This is a genomic window from Enterobacter cloacae complex sp. P27C (assembly GCF_014895705.1).
In the GTDB taxonomy this organism is placed as follows: Bacteria; Pseudomonadota; Gammaproteobacteria; order Enterobacterales; family Enterobacteriaceae; genus Enterobacter; species Enterobacter bugandensis.
In genome coordinates this window covers 555095-579368 of the sequence record NZ_JADBQB010000002.1, presented here as the reverse complement: position 1 = coordinate 579368, position 24274 = coordinate 555095, and the positions used below count along the sequence as shown (strand labels likewise).

Sequence of the window (24274 nt, the reverse complement as noted above, 5' to 3'; positions counted from 1 at the left end):
GATACAAATCCTGTGCAGAGCATTCTTTAGTACTTGTCAGATAATTCCTTCAGTGCGGTATCGAGTTGCTGCAGATTCGCTTCCATGCGCGCGCAGAAACGCGATGTCAGCGCAGGCAGGGCTTCAGCCGTTATGACACCTGTCGCCAGCATCTCCGGCAACACTTCAATTGCCTGACAGGTGCGGGTGGCGTTGCGCATGGCAAAGAGGCTCCAGGAGGCCTTCAGACGATGCGCGAGCTGGCTTAGCGTTTGCGGTGACGGGGTGTTTTCCCGTAGCTGTCGAATATCAAGGGTAATGGCTTCGCGCATTTGCTGGCGCATCAGGGTCATGATCTCCGGTTGACCGTTGGCCAGACGCCGGAGTTCGCTGAGGTCAGGCCCCTGATTGCGCAGGCTGTATTGCTGCGCCAGCGCCTGATGCAGGGCATTGAGGGAGAGCGGTTTTCGCAATAACGCGTCCATTCCGGCATGTTTTGCTCGATCGTCCTCACTCTGCAACGCGCTGGCGGTGTAACCGAGAATAGCGGCGGGCGCGGTGATGCTGCCGGCAATATCGCGCAGGAGTATTAACGATGTGAGTTGATAGCCGTCCATGAGGGCCATCTGGCAGTCGGTTATCAGGATATCCACCGGCTCGTTTTCCAGGCGCGCAAGCGCTTCGCCAGCGCTGGCGCAAGGAATAACCTCCTGACCCAGCTCCTGCAGCTGGAGCGCTAACACCGTCAGGTTTGCCGGAAAATCGTCAATGATCATGATGCGATGCGGTGGCAGTGGGGTTATTACAGGTGTCTCATCGGCCGTTGCCGCCGGGCTGGCGACATGGAGCGGTATGCTCACCGTCACCTGCGTACCGCTCCCCGCTTCGCTGGCTATCGTCAGCACGCCTCCCATCAGCTCGACTAACTGGTAACAGATCGCCAGCCCCAGCCCGCTGCTTTGCGGCGTGCTGCTGTCAGTCTGAAACCACGGCTGGCCGAGGTGTGGAAGGGCATCGGCCGGGATACCGATGCCAGTGTCGCGAATCAACAGCTGCAAATGTTCACCGTTGAGCTCGGCGTGAAAAACAATTTCTCCCTTCGGCGTATATTTAATGGCGTTGCCCAGCAGATTGGCGATGACCTGATTCAGCCGTGCTTTATCGAACAGGAACCAGCCGTCGTGCGGCACGTTCAACTCGCTGCGCCAGTGGAGACCTTTAGCGTTGGCGCTGCTGGCAAAAATCTCCGCGCTGGCGTTAAGCGTCTGCCACAGGGGCCAGGCCTGTGGCTCCAGCCTTAACTCGCCTGCTTCAATGCGCGACAAATCCAGTACGCCGCCAATCACGTCGCGCAATGACCCGGCTGCCTGCCAGGCGATGTTGAGGGACTCGCTTTTGTCGCGCTCCATCTCAAGCAGGCCCAGCATGGCGTTGAGCGGGGTACGAATGTCATGGCTCATGCGGGCGAGGAAGTTCGATTTTTCAGTGCTGGCCTGCTCCGCCTGCGCCAGCGCCTGATTGAGCGCAGCGGTCAGCGCTGCTTTTTCAGTGATATCGATCCAGCCTCCGACCACGCCCTGAGGCCGCCCCCGCGTATCGGTATAGCGGCAAAGCCACCAGTAAAGGGTGGAATTGTTCTGTGTGGTTTCACCCGTTAACGGCGACGCGGCATGGAGCAGCGAGAGGCGATGCGGCAACGTAAACTGTTGGGCAAGCTCGCCCAAAGGCAGGCTGGAAAAGGGGGCGCCCTCTTCGGGCAGTGCCGTGAGTAACGGTGAGTGAATAAAGGAGTCGTTATAGCGCGTCAGCCGCCCGGTCGGATCGCAGACAAACAGCGGCACCGGGACATTGTTCATCAGAGTTTGCCAGAGTGAGAGCGCGTTGTGCAGCTCTGCCGTGTCCCGCTCGCGCTGGCGTCGCTGGCTCTGCGCGGCGCTAAAGGTCAGCAGGGCGACGAATGCCGCGCAAATCGCCACCACGGCGAGCATGACCAGCCATAGTGATTGCACCGGGGCGGTGGGTGTCGTCTGTACGGCCTGCGACAGGTTAAGGCTCGCGTAGATATCAGCCTGCGTTACGGACGCCATGACCGCATTCACCCTTTTGGCATCCGCCGGGTCAGAAATATTTGGTACAAACCATAGCGGCACTTCCGGCAGCGCCAGCGGCGTCAGCGACAGATTGCTGGCGTTATGCTGGCGCAGCAGGTGATGGAGTATAAACGCATCGCCCGCAAGCCCGTCCGCGCCTCCGGCTTTGAGCAATTCAAAACCCTGATCGAGTGAGTTAACCAGCACCAGGTTATCCGCAGGTAACGCCTGACGCAGTAACGTGACGAGCGGAGAGATGCGTATGACGGCAATCCGCTTATGCTGTAATGCGGACAAGGAGCCGGAAAGCGGGTTGCTGTCCTCACTGAGCAGGGCCCAGCTCAGTGAGTCAAACGTGATGGCACTCTTTGACGGTGGCGTCGCGCTGGCGACTATGCGCAACGTGTTCTCCGCATACTGAAGCGGGGGCGCATCAAGGTTGAAGGTCAGGCTATACAGGTTGGACGGAAACAGATTGAGCAGCAGATCGCGCCATACCCCCTGAATATGCCCGTCAGGCGTGAGTGTGACCATTGGCGGCGAAATAGCGGGAAGCAAAACGTGCAGCGTGATTTTGGGCGCATTTTCCTTCACGGGGGAATGGCGGGCGTCAAAGACGCTGCCGTCCGGCAAAAGCCACTTTTGTTCCAGCCATTCAGCGTCTTCCGGGTTAAGGGTGTGAATACGCTCGTTGAAGATTTCCAGCGTGTTTGCCTGCTCAGGCAGAGCCCAGGCACGAAAATGTAGCGGGGGAGTATCGTCCAGCGGCGTCAGGGTCAGCGTGGTGGCGGGGGAGTGGGTCAGCCAGTTACGTAAAACAAACTCCGGGGCGATGAATTCCCGCGCTTTCCCTGCTGCCAGCTGCCTGACGTTTTCTCCCGGTGAGGCTGAACCCGTCACAGAGCAGCGGGTCGCGACCTCTGACGGTAATTCCGGAAAGCACAGTGTACCGCCGCGTCCCTCTTTTATGCTCAGGGACGCCAGCGGGAAAGCGAACATTGGCTCGCTGGCGACCAGATCGGCTGCAGGACGCCGGGCGGCGATTAACACATCGATGCGCTTTCGCTTCAACGCATCCAGCGCCGTTGCCGGGTCGCTAAAACGCTGGACGTCCGGCAGCGTCGTATTGCTAAACAATATGCTGAGTTCATCATCCAGAATGCCCGGCGGCCGATCGATAGCGAGAAAAGGCGGCGCGGCGCTCAGCAGGCCCACGCGCAGCGTGCCAGCCGCCGCGTGCCCGCTTATCAGCATGAGGATAAATAATGTCGCCAGCCAGCCTCTGCGCATGCTCAGCTAACCAGCCCCAGACTTTGCGCGCACTGGAGCAGCTCGAAATCATTCCTGGCGTTGAGTTTGCTCATGGCACTCTTTTTTTGCGTACTGATGGTCTGCTTCGTCCGGTTAAGCTGGGCGCTGATCTCGTTCACGGTGAAACCGCGCACCAGCAGGCGAAGCACTTCTGTTTCCCGTTCGGTCAACTGTGCCTGAGGCTTCACCGGTTCGATTTGCCCCCGCAGGGTGCTGCGCAGCGTCTGCAGCAGATTGTTGGACAAACTGGCTTTGTTGAGAACGGCATGCACCCCGCAGCGCCGCAGCGAGTCCAGAAGCTCAGGATTAGTGATCATGGTGACCACCACAATCATGCTCTGCGGATAATGGCGAATCAGCGAGCGGATCATGGTTAATCCGTCCGGGCTGCGCGTGCCGGGCATACTCAGGTCGGTGATGATGATATCGACAGGCTCGCTCGCCAGTTTATTCATGAGTTCATCAGCACTGAGCGCTTCGTGAACGACCCGATAAAGGTCCGGGCGCGTCTGCAGCAATGTGCGCAAGCCTAATAAATAGACAGGGTGGTCGTCGGCAATCAGAACTGTTTTTAGCATGACATCCGATCCGGCAAGGAAAAGACAGGTGTTCACCGCACATCTTAGCGAATGGCGCTTTAGCATCACTCTTACAGTGTAGAGCAGAGTGAGGTGAAAAAGAGTAGCTAAAAAGTGGTGGGCTGTATAGTTGCTGGGGGGCATCAGCCGATCCTGATGGAAAACCGAAAGGTAAAGTAACGACGTTTTCACATTCTATGATAGAGATTTTTTCCGGAGCAGCTGAATGGTTTGTTATTTATCGCGAAATAGCGGCATGGCGGACGATATTTCTCAGGTACGGAAAGGAATTCCTTATTGTTCAGGTTGAATATCAGGTATTACTCAGGCGTTACTCAGAATAAACTTTCTGAAATCATGAATTGGTTGTGGAAAAATCAGGACGGGAAATAGCGCAAAGAGCGAAGGTACTATCATTTATAAGGATATGTTGTTAATTTGTGCCTGAATTAGATAACAGACATGTAACTGTTAATCCCTGCGCTTTTTCGTCATAACAATGTAAACGCTGTAATTTTATTATCCAGGACCTACCCGTGAATAACGAAGAAATCTCTCTTTCAGCGTCAGTAACGTTCGTACCGGAAAAATCATCTCTGGCAACCGTGGATCATGGTGATATACATCTGACGCCCAACGAGCGTCGTTTGCTGGAGTTGATCCTCAGCGGCAAATGTAAAAAAGAGACCATATTTGAAGAGATCTGGCTTAACCAGGGCATGATTGTTAGTGAATCCAGCTATCACCAGCTTATAAAAATGCTCCGCCGCAAGCTGCAAAATGCCGGCCTGCCGGGCTCGATCATTAAAACCATTCCCCGTTATGGTGTAGTACTGGCACCCTGCGAAACGCAGGACAGTGAGGTCGCTTGCCCGCCGCCAGAAGAGCCTGATAACGCGTCTTGTCCCACTCCCGTCGATTGCCCGTCGTTGCCTGCTATCACGGCGGAGCCAATGAAAACTCCCCCACGTCAATACGGGGCTCTGCTGGCGGCGCTGTGCAGCTTGTTGATTATCCTTCCAACGCTGGTGGTGGTCTGCACGGCGGACACGCCGCAGGCGTTTCAGGAAAATATCTACGTAGATGGCGTCATGTTTCATCTCTCTTCGCTGCGCAGTGTCGATCGGCAGGCGCTGGCGAGAAAGCGGCATGCCCTGCCGGCGGGCATCAATAACGTGTACATCGCGTCGAACGGTCCAAAAGTGTTCGTTGCGCAATGTGAAGGCGAACTATCTCAGGAGGGAAAATGCGGTTACGAATACTATTCGTCATATTGATGGTTTGCATCAGCGTTTCGCTGGGTGGCGCGCTGGCTTACCTGACCAGCAACTACCTGGAGAGCAGAAAAGTGCCCGCCGAGCCCTGCAGCAGCGTCATACGTAATGGTAAATTTATTGATGAAAGCCTGCAGCATTACCAGTTTAATGGTGTGATCACCTGGTGGCCTAAACTCCACAGGCTAACGCTATTTGGTGTAAAAACCGATGAGGCCGGTAACCGGGTATTCAACCGAACCCTGCAGTTAAAATCGGTGACACAGAAGGGAAACGTCATCAATGGCCGGGTGGCAGAATTAAAAATTGCCGTTGGCGATCAGCTGCCGGAGAAGACCTTTCTGATAAGTGAAGATGGTCAGTATATTAACCTGTTATTCAAGCCGATTAATAAAGATAGCTGGCTGATGAAAATTAATGATAACTGGGTAGCAATGTGTGAGTATAAATAATCCCACGATAATTTTATTATAAGACATATCCAGGCTGACGAGTTTTTAAATCTGCTGCTGCAGTGAGCTGTTCTCCTGTTTTCAGGAAGATGAATATCCTATCTTGCGGGACAGGATTTCATTATTAAACCTGGAGCAGGATATCTCCCATGTTAAAGAAAAATAAAATATCTCTGAGCGCTATCGCCGCAGGCCTGGCGTTAAGCGGAATGCTGGTCAGCACGTTTAGCCATGCGGCCGCAACCGACGCCGCCTCACAGATGCCGGATATCAGTCAGAAAAAAATTCTCGTAGGTTATTGGCACAACTGGGGAATTAACCCGGAAGAGATAGACAAAGCGCGCGGCTATCAGGGAGGTTTACCTTCTGATATGTCGCTGCGTGAAGTGCCGAGAGGCTACAACGTCGTCAACGTCTCCTTCATGAAAGTTATGGACGGCCAGAGCGGGAATATTCCCACCTTCAAACCCTACAACGCGAGCGATGAGGAGTTCCGCGCTCAGGTTGCAGAGCTGAACGAGCAGGGGCGCGCGGTGTTGATTTCACTGGGCGGCGCTGACGCGCACATTGCACTGAACAAAGACCAGACTGAGGCGTTCGCGGCGGAGATTATTCGCCTGACCGATCGCTATGGTTTTGATGGTCTTGATATCGATCTGGAGCAGACGGCCATTACCGCTGCTGAAAACAGTACGGTGATCCCGGCGGCACTGAAAATGGTGCGCGACCATTATCAGCAGCAGGGCAAACACTTCATCATCAGCATGGCGCCAGAGTTCCCCTATCTCCAGGCCGATCGCGGGGTCAACTACAAAGCCTACCTGCAAAATCTTGAGGGCGTGTATGACTTTATCGCTCCACAGTATTACAACCAGGCGGGCGACGGCGTGAATATGATGACGCAGGAGGAGAAGGACGAAGTCGGTGAATGGTGGCTGCCGCAGGAATGGGGGAAGGGCTATAGCGACCGTCAAAAAGAGCTTTTCCTTTACTATCTCACCGACAGCCTGGCAAACGGGACGCGCGGTTATGTGAAGATCCCGGCGAACAAGCTGGTGATTGGTCTCCCGGCCAATGCGGATGCGGCAGGAACCGGCTATGTGCGAGACGCGCAGAGTGTCTTTAACGCACTTTCGCGACTGGAAGCAAAAAATGAAGCGGTAAAAGGGCTCATGACCTGGTCAGTGAACTGGGACAATGGCAACACTAAAAATGGTCAACATTACGGCTATGAATTTCTGAACCGCTACCAGAGCATCCTTGACGGCAGTCTGCCGGATGGGGGCGACGAAACGGATACTCAGGCGCCAACACAGGTGCAGGGCGTGCAGGCCACGCTGAAGGGGCAGGATGTTTCGCTCAGCTGGCTGCCAGCTAAGGATAATACGGGCGTGGCGGGGTATGCCATCTGGCGCGGTCTGGAAAAGATCGGTGATACCCATGAACTCAACTTTACCGACACCCAAACCCAGCCTGGCATGAGCTATCGCTATACGGTCATCGCCTATGATGCAGCCAACAACTTCGCTACGCCGAGCCAGCCGGTCAACGTTACCGTGCCCGATAATGACGATGGCGGAGGCGAAGAGGGCGGCCAGGGCGGCGACGTTACCCCATTCACGCCGGGCAAACTCTATGCCGTAGGGGATAAAGTGCTCTATGAGGGCAATGTTTACCGCTGTCAGATTGGCCATACAGGTGCCAGCCATTGGTCGCCGGATCGGGCCCGCAACTTGTGGGTAGCTGAATAACCTCTTTTTTAAACAGCATGGCTTCGCAGGGAGCCGTGCTTTTTGTTTTACAGGACAACGACTATGCAAACTTCTCTGGTTATTGCCAAACGTTACGATCGGTTTTCTCGCCTTCTGCACTGGGTGGTCGCAGCCGTCATTATCTACGCGATGTGCATGGGCTATATTCTGCACGCGCTGGAAGGAACCCGCTGGTTTACCTTTTTCTCCGTGCTGAATATGTCGCTGGGTACCATCGCCACGCCTATCATGATGGTGCGCTTCGTCTGGCGTTTCTTCCGCCCTTCGGTGCCCTATCCGGCAACGGTAGCCGGACGTAAAAAACAGCTGGTGGTATTTATTCATGAGCTGTTTTATCTGACCATTATGGTGGTGCTGGTTAGCGGTTTTCTGATGCTGCAAAAAGACTACAACCTGTTTGGTCTGGTGCCGGTTTCCCGCCCGATTGCCATCGCCGAAGTGAATGCGTTTTTCTTCCAGGTGCATCGCTATAGCTGCATTCTGCTGGGTGTGATTCTGCTTGGGCATGTCGCGGCGGTGTTGAAGTACACCTTTAGTGGGCAGCGGGAGATTCTGCAGCGGATGCTGTGAGAAAGAGGCTCACTCCCCCCATCAGATGCGCGGTATTGCCAATCCTGTGAAACATCACCATCCCGCGCATCTGCCTTCCGTGCAGCGTTTGCAGAACAACTTCCCGGGCAAAGCTGCTTTCACGTTGCTGTGAGTACCAGGCGCGAAAACCGGGCAGGAACGGCGTATCGCAGTGTGCGTCCAGTAGCGTCAGGGTGCTCAGCGTCTTTTCCTCATCAGGGAACAGCGCTTCCGTACTGCCTTGCCAGAGGATCTCCTCCTCTGGCATCGAGAGGCGAAACACGACGCAAGAACCCGTCTGCGACAGGCGAATAATGATGGCACTGGTGCTGGCCGCGAGCGCCTGTTGCTGTTGGATCCAGCGGCGGTACTGATATAAACAGTTGGCAAAAATCGCCGAAAATACCAGGTACCACTGCGCCTGCCAGATTGCGGGGATGAGATCGGGCGTTAGCGTGTAAAAAATCCCTTCCCGCTGCTGGGTCGCCAGCACCACAATCAGGTATTGAATAAGCAGCAGAGCGCCAACGCCGCGTCCGGAGAGCGCAAACACGCTCAGTAAAACCACCGTCGTTTGCACCAGCAGCAGGTTTAGCCCCTGCCAGAGCGGTGGCAGGAAAAAGTACCCCGTTATCAGCACCAGGGTATTCGCGGCAAGGAGCAACGCTTCCCGCCCGTTAAACCGCGGGTGCGACGGCATTTTGCTCTCACGCAGCAGCGGCAGAATGGCGAGAATGCCGGTTAATGCCGCCAGCACCCAGGAAAAAAAATGCAGAGGCGCAATCGGATACCCTGAGAGTAACAGCGCCAGATTAAGCAGCAGGCTGCCGCAAAAAATGCTGAAGATTAACTGCAGGGGGTAGATCAGTTCACCAATAATCGGCCTGCGCGCAAAACGCAGCGCAGGCAGTTGCGCATTCAGACGAAAGACGGCGACGCACAGTGGAAATATCGCGACGTCGAAGAGGGCGAACAGGCACGCCAGCGCGAGCGGGCGGCCTATCCAGACGCCAGCAAACACATGCAGCAAGCCCGCGGTAGCCAGCCACAGCGGCCACTCTCGCGGGGCCGTCAGCCATAACGCGGCGAAAAGCAGCGGCGCCGGGAGCCAGAGCGTGGTGGAGAGGCTCCAGCTATCCCGCGTATGAAAGCTCAGCAATGCCAGCAGGATATAGAGACCCGAAAAGGCCAGCCAGCGGATAATATTGGTAATCAGCGTTGTTCTCCCACTGAGGCATTCAGCGTTATTCAGGTATTTATCATTTTAAGCTCAATTATTTTATCGTCGCTATTGATACGCTGGGATTTTTTCTAAAGGGCTTAACGATGGACTGGCAAAGCGACAAACGCGACCCTGCTACCCTGTGGTTTTCACTTTCTTCACGAGCGGCAGAACATGAACAGGGAAAGGAGTGGCATATCGCGGCATTATTGTGGAAAGAAGCGGCACAGTATGCAAAAACGCATCTGAATATTGAATGGGCGAACTTGCGCGGAGACTTTTGTACTTTACGTGCAAACAGGCTGCCTAAATATAACGAGTAGTCTCTGCTATTATCGGAGATTGCATGTCCCTTAGAGTGTGGAACCATGGTTGAGAGTGTAATACTCGTTTTTAGCGTTTTTCTGGGTGCCATTATCGGCAGTTTTTGCAATGTCATCATTTATCGGCTCCCCTTGATTCTCCACGGTGAAGCACTCTCTTTATCGTGGCCTGCTTCCCACTGCCCACGCTGTAAACACCCCATTAAATTTCGCCACAATGTTCCTCTGATGGGCTGGCTGCTGCTGCGCGGGCGCTGCGCCAGCTGTGGTCAGGCGATATCGTGGCGCTATCCGCTGGTTGAAGGGCTTATGGCGCTGCTGTACGGGGTGATTATCTGGCAGCAGGGCGTCACGCCGCAGAGCCTGTTCGACCTGCTGGCGGTGACGTTTTTGCTGCCGCTGCTGTTTATTGACCTGCGCACCATGCTCCTGCCCGACCGTCTGACGCTCCCGCTGCTGGCGATGTCTCTGACGTTTGCCGTCAGCGGCTATAGCCGGGTGGAGCCAACGCAGGCATTAATCGCCGCTCTGCTGGGATTTGGCGTGCCCTGGACCCTCTCTTTGCTGTTTCGTTTGTTGCGCGGCCATGAAGGGATGGGGATGGGGGATATGAAACTGCTGGCGGCGATCGGGGCGTGGCTTGGCCCGCTGGCGCTGCTGGATGTTTTTGTTGCCTCGACCCTGCTGGCGCTGATCACGGCGCTGATTCTGTTGCGGATCAAGCCCGGTCAACCGTTTCCTTTCGGCCCGTATCCGATTATTGCCGCGATAGGGTGGGTGATCTTATACCGATAAAAAAGCGCCGGAACGAAGGGGTGATTTCCGGCGCAAAAATGATAACGAAAGTGTAGGCAGGGAATGATAATGTGAGGCGCGGGTCAGTGAAGACCCGGCCAGAGTTAACTTACAGTATTATTTGCACTCTTTAGGCATGTTGGCAGCACCTTCTTTCTTCCAGACGCCCCACTCGCCATCGGAACCAGGCTTAACGCCTCGGGTTTCCCAGCTGTTCAGCCAGATGTTGCCCTCATAGCTCACTTTTTCACAAGGTGTCTTGTAAGTCTTGCTGTGATCCCAGGCTTTTACATTGGTTTGCGCCGGGCGCAGCTTGATCACCTTCGTCGCCGTGGAGACTTTACCGGTGTCAGGCGCCGTCACTTTCACCTGCAGCGTCACGTCCACATTGTCGGTATACGGATGTTTACCCATGAGGTTGGTGCTGAAGTTATTTGGTGACGAGATCTGAATCTTATCGGCGTGATTCAGTGCGGACCATTCAATTTTTGCCCCTTTTAACGAGTCATTGTTTTTGGACACGACGGCGGCAGCAATAACGTCACTGCCAACGATGGTGTCCTGGTTGTTGCCCGTATTGATCTGCACATCAGAAGCCTGCTGCGCTTCCTTCACGGTCACCTTGATAGTGTCGGTGCTGGTTTTGCCATTTTTGGCCTTAACCGTCAGGCGATAGGTCACTACACCGATTTTGCCGGGTTTAATCAGCGCACGGGCTTTCGCTGCTTTGACGGTTGAAACCCATTCACCGCCATCGGCGACCTGCAACGCACCAATGTCATGGCCAGAGTCGATAGTCCATTGATATTCTTCAGCATTCACGCTTGCGGAACCGTTAAGGTCATAACCACGGGAACCGCTGTTGCTGGTCACGGTGAAGTCTTTGCCCGGCTTCGCCACCGGTGCCGTGTTACCTGCGTCCGCTTTGGCATTCAGGGTGACGGTTTTTGAATCAATCTCGTTTTTATCGTTAGTGACGGTCAGCTTCACATTAACGGTAAAATCGCTCTCAGGTTTAGCCTTCAGGCGAATGCTGGCTTTCGCGCTGGTGCTGTTTTCCAGAATGACCTTGTCGGCATTGCTGGTGACGGCCCAGTGATATTTCAGCTCTTTCCCGGTAGAGGCGCTACCGTCCAGCGACAGCGCGCTGGTTGACAGGTTATGGCTGGAAGGCGTGACGCTGGCCACCGGTTTGCTAATGACCTCACCGCCGAAATCAACGTCGACCATCTGATAAAATGCGTTATCGGTATCGCGCACGCGCCAGACGGCATAAATTTTCTGCTTACCTTCACGCTCCGGTACGTCGCAAGTGTGGGTTTCGAAGCCTGTCGGGATCGAAATATCTGCCGACGGGTTGCCTGGCGCATAGGTATAAACCTTATGGCAGAATGGCTTATCTTCAAACATCGCCCTGGTCAGGCGCGAATCCGCACCCGGAACAGACTGCCAGTCCGGCTTAGTGATGTAGTAGGTAAAATAGGTGGTGCGGTGCTTAGCCGGTAAATGCCATTTAAACTGGTGCGGACCCGCAGACATCGGGTTGTTGTAGGTATTCTGCTTTTCGTCATCAAGCTTGCTGAAGGCGGGAGTTGCCGTTGAACCACCGCTTGCCAGTTTTCCATCCGGCGGGAACTGGAATAGCTGTTCGTTGGCGATCGGGGTTGGGCTCATATCGTTGCCAGCCGGGAGCTTCGGCGCTTCCACGGCGTCAGCAGGCCAGACGTTACTATGCTCACCTTTATCGTTCATCGGCGGGAAATGAATCACCGAACGGGATTTTGGTTCAAAAACATAGCCATGCGCCAGTGCGCCCGTGGAATACATACCAATCAATGCCACGGCTAACGCCGACGTAATATTATTCATCTTGAGTATTTTCAAAATAATCTTCCCTGAATTAATTGAAGGACACTTCTACGTGACTGAGAGGGTTGTTCTGTTTGGCATACACCTTATTTGGCTCTGACTCATCGGGTGTAATCTCGCCGTTGCTGTGCCTGAAACCGGCACGCAGTTCGGGGTGCTGCTGATTGATAGCCTGGGCGAGGGCGTAGGACCAGTGGGCCTCTTCGCCAGCAAGAATGGTGACGCGCGTTTCCAGATTTGGCAGTTCGGTTCCGTCGTTAAAGAAGCGCGCACGAATCGTTTGCCCTTCAACGACCTTCACTTTCTCACCGTTGACGGCGCGTTCCAGCGTGCCTAGTTCTTTCATGCAGTTCTGGTGACCCTGTTCGCAGTTTGCCGATGGCGAGGTCGTGGCGGCGTTAGCTGAAACGCTGACGCCCGCCCCTGCCAGTAAAGCGGCAAGGACAAAAGCAGATCCTGTTAATTTCATAAGTTCCCTTATTTATTACTGAACAATAACGAAAAGTTAATCTCACCTGCGGCGCAGGTAAAAAGGCGTTATTACCGTGTGATAACAGGGACAAATAGTAACGGGAGGAGACAACCGGCTTGAATAAGAGACTTCTCTGAGCAATTAAGAGTCGGGGAGTTTCGGCAGAGAAGAGCGACCGTTCGTGCTGTAAAGAGGGCGGAGCGCGACAGAGTATGAAATAGTACTGCCAATTTCAGTCCTTGACGCGTATTAATAAAATCTGAGCGAGGACGGAGTTTAAGAAATGACGTTTTTACGCTTTTCCTGAGTGTTGAATTAATAAAGTAAAGCCTGGCTTATATCCAGGCTTTACTATTATGTTAACCAAAAGGGTTTTTAAGGGCAGCTATTATTAGCTGCATCCGACGTTCGCCATGCCCCCCACTCACCGCCGCTTCCTGGCTCTTCTTGTCCTGCGTTGACATACCACTGATTCAGCCAGATTTTGCCGTTATGCGATACGCGGGTACATTTCACCGGGTAGGCGATCCGCGGGTTATACGCTTCTGAGCTGTCATCAGGAATATCAGGTAACTGTGGTTTTTTCACCGTTACGGTGATCTTCTCAGCGCTCACGCTTCCGTCTTTGCCCGTGACGGTTAACCAGTAGGTTGCTTCTCCGTCTGTATTGGCAGGAATGAGTGCCCGGGCGGTAGGCCCTGAAACTTCACGTACCCAGCCTCCGGCATGTTTCTCCTGTAGCCAGAATGTGCCAGTACTGTTTTTGTCGATAGTCCATTTCCAGGAGACGGCATTCTTGCTGGCGCTCCCGTCTAACTGGTACGCACGGGAAGAATCGGTCGTGCCGGTAACGGTAAAGCTTTCTCCCGGCACTGCCTTTACCTCCTCCTGCTCTTCCTCTTTGAGTTCCAGAATCCTGGCTACAGCTTTTGCCATATTGGGGTGAGTACCTACTTTCGCTGAATCCCCCGCAGCTAAAGGTGTACCGGTTTCCTGGAGAATGGAGCGCATCTGTTGAGGCGTGACGGTGATATTGTGCGCTTTTGCAATGGCCGACAGGCTGGCGACCACGCCTGCGATAATCGGGTTCGCGGAGGACGTGCCGGAGAAACTTGAGGTGTATTCCGCATTTTTTATGCTATGCAAACCGCCGTAACCCGTAGTAACCACATCCCAGCAGCCCCAGCTGGCGCTGGTCACACGTGAGCCATAGGTGCTGAAAGAGGCTTTTTTGCCATTGTTTGCACAAAACGCGCCCGCAATGATCGCGCCGGAATCCCGCTTTTTAACGTCAAATTTTCCATTAAATCCGGCGTGATCGAGGTTGATATTGCCATTGCCTGCCGCCTGAATCACGTGCACGCCCTTATCCGTCAGCGCTTTTATCACGTCATAATAGGCTGGAGCGTTTTCCTGGGGAACATAGCAAGAGGAGGTGCAACCTGTCACATCTCCTCCGCCGGTCTGCATACCAATTTGCACTACATCTCCTGCCTGGAGTCTGGGGATCATATTGTAGAGATTATTGGCCTGCCATTTGACGTATCCCATACGGGCGTTCCACGTCAGGCCTTTGATGCCCGCATTGATATCTTTCGCCGCCATAATCCCGACGGAGCTGGTGTCGTGATCTTCGCCTGGCGTATAGCGCTTATCACCTTCATGGAAATCGATCGGCGGCAAATTCACATGGCTGGTATTCCATGCGTTGTTTTCCATCGAGACCAGCGAAATGCCGCTACCATCGTGCCCTGAATACTGACTTACGCTGTCGCGATTAACGCCACCCATATAGTAGCCGGGCCGTTTTTCATCTGGCGATTTGGTGTAATCCTGCAATCCACGAAAATCCGGGACGGTGGCCTGGCTGGTACTGTTCAGGGCATAGCTCAGCCCGGAATAGGGCGGCAGGTCGGGAACAGTGACCCCCTTTTCCAGCGACACCGGCATGGATTCCGGGTAAGCCAGCTCAATATCTTGTCGCGCCGCCAGTTCATTAATTACGTCATTGATATATGCCGCGTCATGTTGCTTATCGGCTGGCAGGGCTATACGTAAATAACGGTTAAAGCCGTAGCGTTCATTAAGCGCATCCATCTCGCTTAATTCACTGCTGCGCAAATGATTTGCCGTAAATAACGGACTCACGGCGAGGGTACTGTCGCGTAATGAAAAGGGTGAAGACTTATTAAGCGTTGTACCGGGTTTTAATTTCACGATAACGGAGAGATACGAAGTGCCTTCCCAGGCTTGCTCGTGCGTGACGGAATTTTGCGCAAAAGCGGGGGCACTCAATAGTGCACAAATAAGCAGGGCCAGTCCAGTTTTATTCATGTCAACGATCTTCCTTATTAAATGACATCCAGAGTATTGATGGGATCATCCTGCCATTAGGGGAAAACCTGCATAAGAAGACGGGCAGCAATAAAATTGCGAGGTGTCTGTTCCATGTTAAGAATTACCTGCTCCGGAAAATATACGGCTGAAGTTGGGCTGAGAAATTTATGAAGCAGGCTGAAAGAGTTGTTAAACATCAACGCCTAAGCATTGAATTTAATGAGGGACGGAAAATCTCATGATCATCTCCTGATTACTGTATGGAGTTTAGGAATTATCTGGATCTTAATATCGCTAACCAGGGAGTTTAATTAATTAGGGATGCGTCACAATGCCCAGTGTTTCGTACTGTTCTTTACGTCAAAAATTATCCGTGTGGATAATCCTTTTACATTATTTATTTTCCATCTTTTTGCTCACGGTTCCCCCCGTCGCGCGGGCGCAAACTGAAACTCACGCAACCATTGAAAGCGAAAGCAATCAGCCCCTGCGGGATAAAATGGCTGGCATGTGGGGAAGCGCCCAACAAAACGGCGCGGGTGATGCCCTGCGCGGTGCGGCAAATAGCGAGGTGAATGCCGCGTTAACCCAGGAAGTGGAAGCGTGGTTAAACAATATCGGCGGGAAAGCTCGCGTTAAGGCAGATGTCGGTATTGGCGGGAGCGATAGCCGCGATTTCGGGCTGGACTATCTGTGGCCGGTTAAAATCTGGCAACACGACATTCTGTTCACTCAGATGAGCGCACACCGCTGGAACGAGCGCGATATCCTTAACGTTGGCCTGGGCTGGCGGCATACCTTTAACCCGCATCTGATGGCGGGTGGAAACCTCTTTTTCGATCAGGATGTCACGCGCCACCATAACCGAATGGGGGCAGGCGCCGAGCTGTGGAGCGATGGGATTCGTGCGTCCGCGAACTACTACCTGCCCCTGAGCGGCTGGCGTCATTCTGACGACAGCATGTTTAATGACGATCCCGACCGCTATGAACTGTATGAACGTGCCGCCCGCGGCTGGGATCTCAATCTGGAGACGGCCCTTTCACAGCACGTCGCGCTTAAATTGGGCTGGTTCCAGTGGTATGGCGACAAAGTGGACGTTAACGGCAGCCGCAGCGAAGCCAGCCACAATCCTCACGGGCTTAACCTCGGGCTTAAGTGGCAACCTGTGCCGCTGGTAGGGGTCAGCGCGGAGCAGAGCATGATTAGTGGGCAGCGGGATAACTTCTCTGTGGGGCTGAATTTCCACTGGGAGTTTGGCCGAAAACTTTCCGAGATGCTGGCAAGTGAAAATGCGGCGGCTTTGCCATCGCTCATGCAGTCCCGCACGGAGTTCGTTACCCGTAATAACAACATCGTTCTCGCCTATAAGCAGGAAGAAAAAGACAGACGTCTCTATTTCAGCCCGACGGAAAAAACCACGCAGGCTGGCGTGCCTTTGCTGCACGCGGTGAAAGGTGGGCAGGGGGGCGTCATTCGCTACACCTCCTCCAGCACGGCGATCGCGACCGTGGAGCCGGGCAGCGGACTGGTGAATCCAACGCATCGGGGCGATGTCACCATCACAGCGACGGAAACGTCACCTGTCGATCCGGAGCACGTATTAAGTTCCGCCAGCTATCACCTGACCGTGACGCCGGGCGATTTTGCCCCTTCCGTCGAGGGCGTTGCCATTAAGGGGGACATGTCCCCGGGCCAGATCCTGGAGGGGAGTTATCTCTATAAAAGCAATGAAGGGGAGGATGAAGACCCTGAACAAACCCGGATGCGTTGGTATGACGCAGATTCAGGCGAACTGCTCAAGGAAGGGAGTGCTACGTATGAGGTGCAAACGCGTGATATGGCCCGAAGCGTGGTCTTTGAAGTCACACCGTTCAACAAAAAAGGGATACCAGGGGAGAGCGGAACGGCGAAAGTTACCGGGAGCGCAACGATAACCACCCTGCGTATCGATCATCTGCTTTCACCCGGTGAGATCCGCCGTGACGGCAGCGTGAAGTTCTTCGAAGAGAGTCACGGTGCGTTGCTGGTGTTAGCCGAGGTGAAAGACGGTCAGGGCTCCCCTCTGACCGATCAGATGGTGTACTGGCAGAGCAGGAACTCGCTTGGCTCGTTGTCGCAAAACAGCGTACGCACCGATGAGCACGGTCAGGCGCTGGTAAAAATAGAAAACATCATGGCGGATGGTGAAGATGAAATTACGGCCTCGCTGATCCCGCCAGGCGGGATCCAGACCCAGAGCACCGCCAGTGATAACAATGTTCAGCAGGAGAAGATGGCGCTGGTGGTCGATTTTGCCCACCCGCTTGCCATCCGCTTCGTGGCCTCTCCCGAGCGCGCAGAAGTTGCCACGGAAAAGACGTTCACTATTGAAGTTACCGATCAGGATGGTAAGCCTCTGACGGTTGAGAAGAACGTCACGTGGAGCAGTAACGGTGAAACCCTGAGCGGCAAAACGGATAGCGAGGGAAGAGCATCCATCGCGCTTATCGCGCCGCAAAAAGCAGCAGAGAAGTGGGTGGTGAACGCCACGGTAGATACCGTGAGTAGCCCGTCAGCGCCCGTAAGCCTTGAGCCAGGGCCGGTGGAAAAAGTTGTGCTGGACGTCCCGGAAAACGCGGTCGCAGGCAGTCAGGATAAAACCGTCAGCGCGCAGCTGTATGACCGGTTTGATAACGCGGTTATCAGCCGTAAGCAGGCCATCACCTGGCGGATAGAAGGGAGTCAGTTCCGGGAAGCGCCTACCGGAGACAGCGATGAGCACGGTATTGCCAGTGCAACCGTAGTAGTACCTGAAAAAGCGCCAACGCAGGTGAAAGTCTCCGCCGGTGATGAGCAGAAGATCGTCAATGTGACTGTCGGGAAAGTGAATCATGTTGAGCTTAAAGGTACCCCAGATACGCTGAATGCCAATGGGAGCAGCACTTCGACGCTGACCGCCATCGCGCTGGATGAGCACAACAATAGCGTACCGGACGCACCCGTAACGTGGTCGTTAATCACGCAGCAGTTTGGCGCGCTAAGCAACGCGATCGAAAAAACCGATGCAGAAGGCAAAGCGACGGCCACGTTTACGACCGCATCCGCGGGGGGCAATGCGCAAATAGAGGTCGATATTGGCGGCAAAAAACAAGCGACGCAGCTGACGCTCAACGGTTACCCGATTATCCGCAGCATCACGCTGAACCAAACCGCCGGGCTGAAGGTGGGCGATACGGTAAGCGTGGAAAAGGTGGACGTGGAGCAGAACGGCGGCGGTGAGGTGACGCTGAGCTACCAGTGGCACCGTGACGGTGGCGCGATCGATGCCGCCACGTCAGACAGTTATCACCTGACGGAGCAGGATACGGGTGCGACTCTCTTTGTGGTGGTGACCGCGACCAACAATGCCAAAAATGAAGGCGATAAGGCGTCGTTGAAAACGGAGCCGGTGGTCGGGAAGGCGTCAGATGTTACGGTAACCGCCAGCGCGGACAGCGTGGATGCGAACGGTCTCAACACCATTACCTATAACGCCGCGGCGAAGGATCGCTTCGGCCGTGCGGTTGTGGGCGAGGCGATTGTCTGGGACATCGACAAGCCCGAGCTGGTGAGCCGGGGAGAGGCAAGCGCCGTCACCGGTACAGAAGGCACGGGAACGATGATCGTCACCGCGAAAAATACCGGCGGAAACATCACGGTGAGCGCCACGGTCAACGGCAAAAAGGGCGAGTCCGGCGTGGCGCTGCAGGGGATTCCGACGATCAAAAGCATCACGCTGAACCAAACCGCCGGGCTGAAGGTGGGTGACACGGTAAGCGTTGAGAAGGTGGACGTGGAACAGAACGGCGGCGGTGAGGTGAAGCTGAGCTACCAGTGGCACCGTGACGGTGGCGCGATCGACGGCGCCACGTCGGACAGTTATCACCTGACAGAGCAGGACACAGGGGCAACGCTGTTTGTCGCGGTAACCGCTACCAACGCGGCCAAAAATGAGGGCTATAAGGCGTCATCAAAAACGGAGCCGGTCACCGGGAAAGCGTCAGCCGTGACGGTCACTGCCAGTGCGGCCAGCGTGGAAGCTAACGGGCTGAACACCATTACCTACACCGCCACGGTGAAGGACCGCTTTGGCCGTGCGGTAGTGGGCGAGGCGATTGTCTGGGATATCGACAAACCGGAGCTGGTGGCTCGGGGGGAGACCAGCACCATCACCGGAACCGGAGGCGTGGGGACAATGACCGTCACCACGAAAAATACCGGTGGAACCATCACGGTGAGCGCCACGGTCAACGGCAAAAAAGGCGAATCCGGCGTGGAGATTTACGGCGCGCCGTTGGTGACAGACCTGCATATCTCCGGCACGCCGAAGGTGGGGCAGACCCTGAGTGCGGAATACACCTTCTCGGCAAACGGGAGCGGTGCGGATGCGTCCACCTACCAGTGGCAGTGGAAGGACGGAGAGACATGGAAGAATGCGGCAGCCGCTGGCAATACGGCACGAACGTTCACGCTGCCGGACAGCTATGCGGGCTACAGCGTGCGGGTGGTGGTGACGCCGAAGGGCAGCAGTCACCCGTCGCTGACCGGAACGTTACAGGAGAGCCAGGCGGTGACGGCTTACGGCACGCCAGCGGTGGAGGACGTGCGTACATCCGGCACGCCGGAGGTAGGACAGACCCTGAGGGCGGAATACACCTTCAAGGCGAACGGAACCGGTGCGGATGCTTCAACCTATATCTGGGCGAGGTATGAGAAAACCAGCTGGATGCCGATCGAGGGGGCCAACGGCCGGGAATACACCCTCCAGGCGGGAGACGCGGGTTACAGCATTAAAGTAACGATAATACCGGAGGGCAGCAGTCAGCCGTCGCTGGTCGGGGCGGTGCAGCACAGCCCGGCATTAGATGTTTACGGTGCGCCATCGGTGGCAGATCTGCACATTTCCGGCACGCCGGAGGTGGGGCAGACATTGAGGGCGGAATATACCTTCACGGCGAACGGAAGCGGTGCCGATGCCTCAACCTATATCTGGGCGAGGTATGAGAGAACCAGCTGGATGCCGATCGAAGGAGCCACCGGCCGGGAATATACCCTCCAGGCCGGAGATGCGGGTTACAGCATTAAGGCGGTGGTGACGCCGACGGGCAGCAGCCAGCCAGCACTGGCCGGAGCGGTACAGAGCAGCCCGTCGGTAGACGCTTATGGGGCGCCGTCGGTAACCAATCTGCACATCTCCGGCACGCCGAGGGTGGGGCAGACCCTGAGGGCGGAATACACCTTCTCGTCAAACGGGAGCGGTGCGGATGCGTCCACCTTCCAGTGGCAGTGGAAGGACGGTGAGACCTGGAAGAATGCGGCCGCCGCTGGCAATACGGCACGCACGTTCACGTTGCCGGACAGCTATGCGGGCTACAGCGTGAGGGTGGTGGTGACGCCGAAGGGCAGCAGTCACCCGGCTCTGGCCGGAGTGGCGCAGGAAAGTTCAGCGGTCGAAGTATATGGCGCGCCGTCGGTGTCGGGCCTGAAGATTTCCGGCACGCCGAAGGTAGGGCAGACCTTGAGGGCGGAATATACCTTCAAGGCGAACGGAACCGGTGCGGATGCTTCAACCTATATCTGGGCGAGATATGAGAAAACCAGCTGGATGCCGATCGAGGGGGCCAACGGCCGGGAATACACCCTCCAGGCGGGAGACGCGGGTTACAGCATTAAAGTAACGATAATACCGGAGGGCAGCAGTCAGCCGTCTCTGGTCGGGGCGGTGCAGCAAAGCCCGGCATTAGATGTTTACGGTGCGCCATCGGTGGCAGATCTGCACATCTCCGGCACGCCGAAGGTGGGGCAGACATTGAGGGCGGAATATACCTTCACGGCAAACGGGTCCGGGACGGACGCCTCCAGCTTCCAGTGGCAATGGCAGGATGGTGCAACATGGAAGAATGCTGCAGGCGGCACGGCAAGAACGTTTACGCTGCCGGACAGCTATGCGGGCTACAGCGTGCGGGTGGTGGTAACGCCGAAAGGCAGCAGCCAGCCGTCGCTGACCGGTGTGGTACAGGATAGTCCGACGATGGCAGCCTATGACGCGCCGTCGGTAACGGGCCTGAGGATCTCCGGCACGCCGAAGGTGGGGCAGACCCTGAGGGCGGAATACACCTTCACGGCAAACGGGGCCGGTACGGACATCTCCAGCTTCCAGTGGCAGTGGCAGGATGGTGCAGCATGGAAGAATGCCGCAGGCGGCACGGCAAGCACGTTTACGCTGCCGGACAGCTATGCGGGTTACAACGTGCGGGTAATGGTAACGCCGAAGGGCAGCAGCCAGCCGTCGCTGACCGGTGCGGTAAAGAACAGCCCGGCGGTAGCGGTGTATGGTATGCCGTCTGTGACGGGGCTAAGGATCTCCGGCACGCCGGAGGTTGGGCAGACCCTGAGGGCGGAATACACCTTCACGGCAAACGGGGCCGGTACGGACGTCTCCAGCTTCCAGTGGCAGTGGAAGGATGGCCAGACGTGGAGGAATGTTGCAGGCGGAACGGCAAAAACGTTCACGCTGCCGGACAGCTATGCGGGCTATGACGTGCGGGTGGCCGTGACGCCTAAAGGTTCAGGGCAGCCGTTATCTGGCACTCAGGCCTTTAGTGGAGCTGTTACCATAAGATCTAAGCCTGCGCCTTTCGTTACAAACCTGGGTTACAGCGGCAGTACCGGAGCCTGTAACAGAATAACGGCAACCTACACCTACAACGCTAATGGCGGTGCATCTGAAGGCAACACGATATTTCAGTGGAAGTGGGGAAGCACCGTCGTTTCCAACATAAAAAGCGTTACTTTAGGCTATTGGGGGGAAGTCACGCTTTATGTGACGCCAGTTAATAAGGACGGTATCAGAGGAAAGACGGAATCAAAAACGTTTAAAAATACGGGCTTAAGTAGCTGTGATTGGTAAACACGTTAATTCATTCTGAGGTGTTTTTGTAAACAAGGGGGCATAAGCCCCCTGAACTCTACCTGTCGAATATTTTACAAAGTGCAGGGCTAAAATTCATGAATAATGTCTATCCTGAAAAGCAAGCATCAATACTCATTGGCGATGCCGCCACGCAATTATCCTTGCAGGGGATTAATATTGATCATGTTTCGCTTAGTTATTATCTGGGTAAAAAACTTGAGTATGCCCGGAGTATTAATGATTGCTTGTACGCTGAAGTCATATGTATTGCGCTATCAATGTTGAAGGAAAACACTAAGTCATCCGGGCAGTGCTGCTGTAAATATAAGGAATGGATTGAGGTATCACTTGATTAAGGGATGGGCTTATTACGTTTTCAGATCTGCCTTTTACTGTCTCGGGCGATTTTCACTTCTTCAGCAAAATCCAGTGCTTCTTTGTAATCAAAGCTACGCGTTTTGGCATTATGCCTGCCCGGTAACGGTGCCGGTATTTTCACCCCGAACAGCTCACCCGTCGTCATGAGCGCATACACTAATTCAGCCTCGGTGACATCGGCCATTTTCGCCAAAACATTCGTCCTGATACAAAAACTTAACTTCACGTCTAGTCCTCCGTTTGCAAAAGATTTTCAGTCATGTTGCCTTCTGTAAAAATCGATAACGCTGTCGAGATTGGGTCGCATAAAGTTCATGGCATCAATGGTTTCGCACCAGCCCGACAGGGATTCATTTGCTTTTACATACCATGCATGCTGCTCGCTTCGGGTGTGATGACCCGTGATCAAAACAAGCATGTCGGGTTTAATTCTTCTGATGAACTCCAGATACTTCACCAGATGCGTCTTCGTGCCAAACGTGTCAGCATCGATAATGCACAGTATTTTATCTCTGGCGATAAAATAAAATCGCGCTATTTCTTCAAGCCCTTTTTCGAATAAAAAAGAGTTTGTTCGCACGCAAACCCGAATTTTTTCATGAGTCTGTTTAATTGATGGTTCCATCTTATGTCTCGCTCGTCAGGGTATAATATATGAGATGGCTATTAAGCCTACTATTCCAGCCTGAATAGTAGCAAGGCATTATATTCATTCCTCAGAATAAAATAAGACGGTGCTGGTCTTCTGATTAATAAGAATCTTCTCTGTATCTATGAGTTAAAAATAAATAAACGATGATTTTATCTGGTGATATGTTTTACGGCCTGACGCATTAAGATATGGTCACTGTTGCGTAAACTTGTTGTTTTTATTTTTCTCAAAGAGGACATTTTCATGACAAAGACCGTCGTAGCATTAGCCATGCTTAGCGCTTTTTCAACGGCATCAGTATTTGCCAGTAATTATGCGCGTATGATTAATATTGAAAACCCTGACCATCTGAAAATCAGGGTTCAGAATGCTATTTATGAAGAGGGTTACGATAGCGATTTTATTCCTCATGTCTGGTTTGGTAACGAAGATAACGGCGTGATGAATATCATTGTCGATAATGGTGCGGTGCTGAACGAATCTATTGAAAACGGCCTTAACTGCAACTATGCCATGATTGTCAGTAAAGACAACGGCGTCAACTTACAGGCAAACGGGAAAAACTGTCGTTATAAGAAAAAGAGTTACCGTTCCATTAACTCTCCGGTGATCACCATTATTAATGATTCATCTTTAACGCTTCGGCCCTATTTTTCCGTTAACGGGAATGACTTTTTTGCTGCCGCCAGCACGATCATCCCCAACGGGATCCGCATGTTCACCGGGGACAGTGGCGACTGGAAAAAACAGGGCGTTCGTCACGGGGATAACCTGAAAGTGAAGTTTAGCTACACGCTGGCAGAGTCGGGTTCGCAAAAAGAGGTCGTCTGCCCGTCTCTTGACACCTTAACGGAAAACCGACTTTATCGCCTTCAGGGCGGTGAGCAAAATGCGCTCTGCGTCCTTGAGAGTAATGAGATTCACATTAAAAACGATCGTATTGTTGCCGGATGGAACAAACCTCTGACTAAAGCAGAGCTGCTGCGACGGATCGAAGCCACCGCCGCAGACGATGACGTCATCATAGATATGCCAGATGACAAATACATGGCGCTCTTTACCCAGCCGGATGAATATAAAATCCCGCTGAAAGCAGGGGACGCAAAGGCGACCATTACCTTAGTGGTTAGCAAAGTGACTATTCCCGTCTATTAGCGAAGCGGGCAGGCAACATCTTACAGAGCCTGTTGCCTGCCCTATTCGTACCGTTACGCCGGGCAGACCAGACTGCGTGACAGGGACATCAGGTCTCGCCACATCATTCCA

General features: G+C 54.2%; 17 protein-coding genes. 9 read left to right on the top strand and 8 right to left on the bottom strand.

Annotation, left to right across the window (positions count from 1 at the left end; genetic code table 11):
- Nucleotides 1-26: 26 nt before the first annotated feature.
- Together IM291_RS06165 and IM291_RS06160 are read right to left on the bottom strand one after the other, a co-directional pair.
- On the bottom strand, nucleotides 27-3359 hold the full coding sequence (locus tag IM291_RS06165; protein ID WP_192986372.1) for an ATP-binding protein: 3333 nt from the start codon (nucleotides 3357-3359) through the stop codon (nucleotides 27-29).
- Nucleotides 3360-3361: 2 nt separating this feature from the next.
- Nucleotides 3362-3958: a response regulator transcription factor gene (locus tag IM291_RS06160; RefSeq protein ID WP_192986370.1), complete on the bottom strand. Its 597-nt coding sequence runs from the start codon at nucleotides 3956-3958 to the stop codon at nucleotides 3362-3364.
- Nucleotides 3959-4494: 536 nt separating this feature from the next.
- On the opposite strand from IM291_RS06160, the gene IM291_RS06155 reads away from it, so the two are divergent.
- The 4 genes from IM291_RS06155 (at nucleotide 4495) to IM291_RS06140 (ending at nucleotide 8026) form a co-directional block, all read left to right on the top strand.
- The gene (locus tag IM291_RS06155) at nucleotides 4495-5235 is read left to right on the top strand and encodes a helix-turn-helix domain-containing protein (RefSeq protein ID WP_028015618.1); all 741 of its coding nucleotides are present in this window, start codon (nucleotides 4495-4497) and stop codon (nucleotides 5233-5235) included.
- Entirely contained in the window at nucleotides 5205-5684 is a 480-nt protein-coding gene (locus tag IM291_RS06150) for a hypothetical protein (RefSeq protein ID WP_126296587.1), read from the top strand. The genes IM291_RS06155 and IM291_RS06150 overlap by 31 nt, the downstream gene beginning before the upstream one ends.
- Nucleotides 5685-5833: 149 nt before the next feature.
- On the top strand, nucleotides 5834-7435 hold the full coding sequence (locus IM291_RS22045; protein ID WP_053087956.1) for a glycosyl hydrolase family 18 protein: 1602 nt from the start codon (nucleotides 5834-5836) through the stop codon (nucleotides 7433-7435).
- Between the two features lie 63 nt (nucleotides 7436-7498).
- Nucleotides 7499-8026: a cytochrome b gene (locus IM291_RS06140; RefSeq protein WP_028015621.1), complete on the top strand. Its 528-nt coding sequence runs from the start codon at nucleotides 7499-7501 to the stop codon at nucleotides 8024-8026.
- Here IM291_RS06140 and IM291_RS06135 read toward each other — a convergent pair.
- Complete coding sequence (locus IM291_RS06135) at nucleotides 7989-9185, bottom strand: hypothetical protein (RefSeq protein ID WP_048998757.1); 1197 nt, start codon at nucleotides 9183-9185, stop codon at nucleotides 7989-7991. The two genes, IM291_RS06140 and IM291_RS06135, sit on opposite strands and share 38 nt — an antisense overlap.
- 167 nt (nucleotides 9186-9352) lie before the next feature.
- On the opposite strand from IM291_RS06135, the gene IM291_RS06130 reads away from it, so the two are divergent.
- Nucleotides 9353-9571 carry an ANR family transcriptional regulator gene (locus tag IM291_RS06130; RefSeq protein ID WP_120279556.1) on the top strand — a complete coding sequence of 73 codons (219 nt, stop codon included), beginning with the start codon at nucleotides 9353-9355 and terminating at the stop codon, nucleotides 9569-9571.
- 45 nt (nucleotides 9572-9616) lie between these two features.
- A complete protein-coding gene (locus tag IM291_RS06125) occupies nucleotides 9617-10366 on the top strand; it encodes an A24 family peptidase (protein WP_192986369.1) in 750 nt (249 codons plus the stop codon).
- Nucleotides 10367-10483: 117 nt separating this feature from the next.
- Here the strand turns inward: IM291_RS06125 and IM291_RS06120 are convergent, their stop codons facing one another.
- From IM291_RS06120 to IM291_RS06110, 3 genes are all read right to left on the bottom strand, one after another.
- Nucleotides 10484-12250, bottom strand: a complete 1767-nt coding sequence (locus tag IM291_RS06120; RefSeq protein ID WP_192986367.1) for a lytic polysaccharide monooxygenase — start codon at nucleotides 12248-12250, stop codon at nucleotides 10484-10486.
- Nucleotides 12251-12266: 16 nt separating this feature from the next.
- Nucleotides 12267-12704 carry a hypothetical protein gene (locus tag IM291_RS06115; RefSeq protein WP_041911163.1) on the bottom strand — a complete coding sequence of 146 codons (438 nt, stop codon included), beginning with the start codon at nucleotides 12702-12704 and terminating at the stop codon, nucleotides 12267-12269.
- Between the two features lie 378 nt (nucleotides 12705-13082).
- A complete protein-coding gene (locus IM291_RS06110; protein WP_226840262.1) occupies nucleotides 13083-14828 on the bottom strand; it encodes a S8 family serine peptidase in 1746 nt (581 codons plus the stop codon).
- Between the two features lie 715 nt (nucleotides 14829-15543).
- Here IM291_RS06110 and IM291_RS06105 point away from each other — a divergent pair.
- A complete protein-coding gene (locus tag IM291_RS06105) occupies nucleotides 15544-21975 on the top strand; it encodes an inverse autotransporter beta domain-containing protein (RefSeq protein ID WP_192986363.1) in 6432 nt (2143 codons plus the stop codon).
- A gap of 98 nt (nucleotides 21976-22073) precedes the next feature.
- Nucleotides 22074-22334: a hypothetical protein gene (locus tag IM291_RS06100; protein ID WP_192986361.1), complete on the top strand. Its 261-nt coding sequence runs from the start codon at nucleotides 22074-22076 to the stop codon at nucleotides 22332-22334.
- A 20-nt stretch (nucleotides 22335-22354) separates the two neighbouring features.
- Here the strand turns inward: IM291_RS06100 and IM291_RS06095 are convergent, their stop codons facing one another.
- A complete protein-coding gene (locus IM291_RS06095) occupies nucleotides 22355-22540 on the bottom strand; it encodes a hypothetical protein (RefSeq protein ID WP_045630703.1) in 186 nt (61 codons plus the stop codon).
- 69 nt (nucleotides 22541-22609) lie between these two features.
- Entirely contained in the window at nucleotides 22610-22981 is a 372-nt protein-coding gene (locus IM291_RS06090; RefSeq protein ID WP_041911158.1) for a hypothetical protein, read from the bottom strand.
- A 225-nt stretch (nucleotides 22982-23206) separates the two neighbouring features.
- Here IM291_RS06090 and IM291_RS06085 point away from each other — a divergent pair, with 225 nt between their 5' ends.
- Entirely contained in the window at nucleotides 23207-24163 is a 957-nt protein-coding gene (locus IM291_RS06085) for a hypothetical protein (protein WP_192986359.1), read from the top strand.
- The last annotated feature ends 111 nt before the right edge of the window (nucleotides 24164-24274 follow it).

Coding starts and splice junctions, on each gene's coding strand:
- IM291_RS06165 (WP_192986372.1), bottom strand. CDS start 3,359: ATGCGCAGAGGCTGGCTGGCGACATTATTTATCCTCATGCTGATAAGC.
- IM291_RS06160 (WP_192986370.1), bottom strand. CDS start 3,958: ATGCTAAAAACAGTTCTGATTGCCGACGACCACCCTGTCTATTTATTA.
- IM291_RS06150 (WP_126296587.1), top strand. CDS start 5,205: ATGCGGTTACGAATACTATTCGTCATATTGATGGTTTGCATCAGCGTT.
- IM291_RS22045 (WP_053087956.1), top strand. CDS start 5,834: ATGTTAAAGAAAAATAAAATATCTCTGAGCGCTATCGCCGCAGGCCTG.
- IM291_RS06140 (WP_028015621.1), top strand. CDS start 7,499: ATGCAAACTTCTCTGGTTATTGCCAAACGTTACGATCGGTTTTCTCGC.
- IM291_RS06130 (WP_120279556.1), top strand. CDS start 9,353: ATGGACTGGCAAAGCGACAAACGCGACCCTGCTACCCTGTGGTTTTCA.
- IM291_RS06125 (WP_192986369.1), top strand. CDS start 9,617: ATGGTTGAGAGTGTAATACTCGTTTTTAGCGTTTTTCTGGGTGCCATT.
- IM291_RS06115 (WP_041911163.1), bottom strand. CDS start 12,704: ATGAAATTAACAGGATCTGCTTTTGTCCTTGCCGCTTTACTGGCAGGG.
- IM291_RS06105 (WP_192986363.1), top strand. CDS start 15,544: ATGGCTGGCATGTGGGGAAGCGCCCAACAAAACGGCGCGGGTGATGCC.
- IM291_RS06100 (WP_192986361.1), top strand. CDS start 22,074: ATGAATAATGTCTATCCTGAAAAGCAAGCATCAATACTCATTGGCGAT.
- IM291_RS06095 (WP_045630703.1), bottom strand. CDS start 22,540: ATGGCCGATGTCACCGAGGCTGAATTAGTGTATGCGCTCATGACGACG.
- IM291_RS06090 (WP_041911158.1), bottom strand. CDS start 22,981: ATGGAACCATCAATTAAACAGACTCATGAAAAAATTCGGGTTTGCGTG.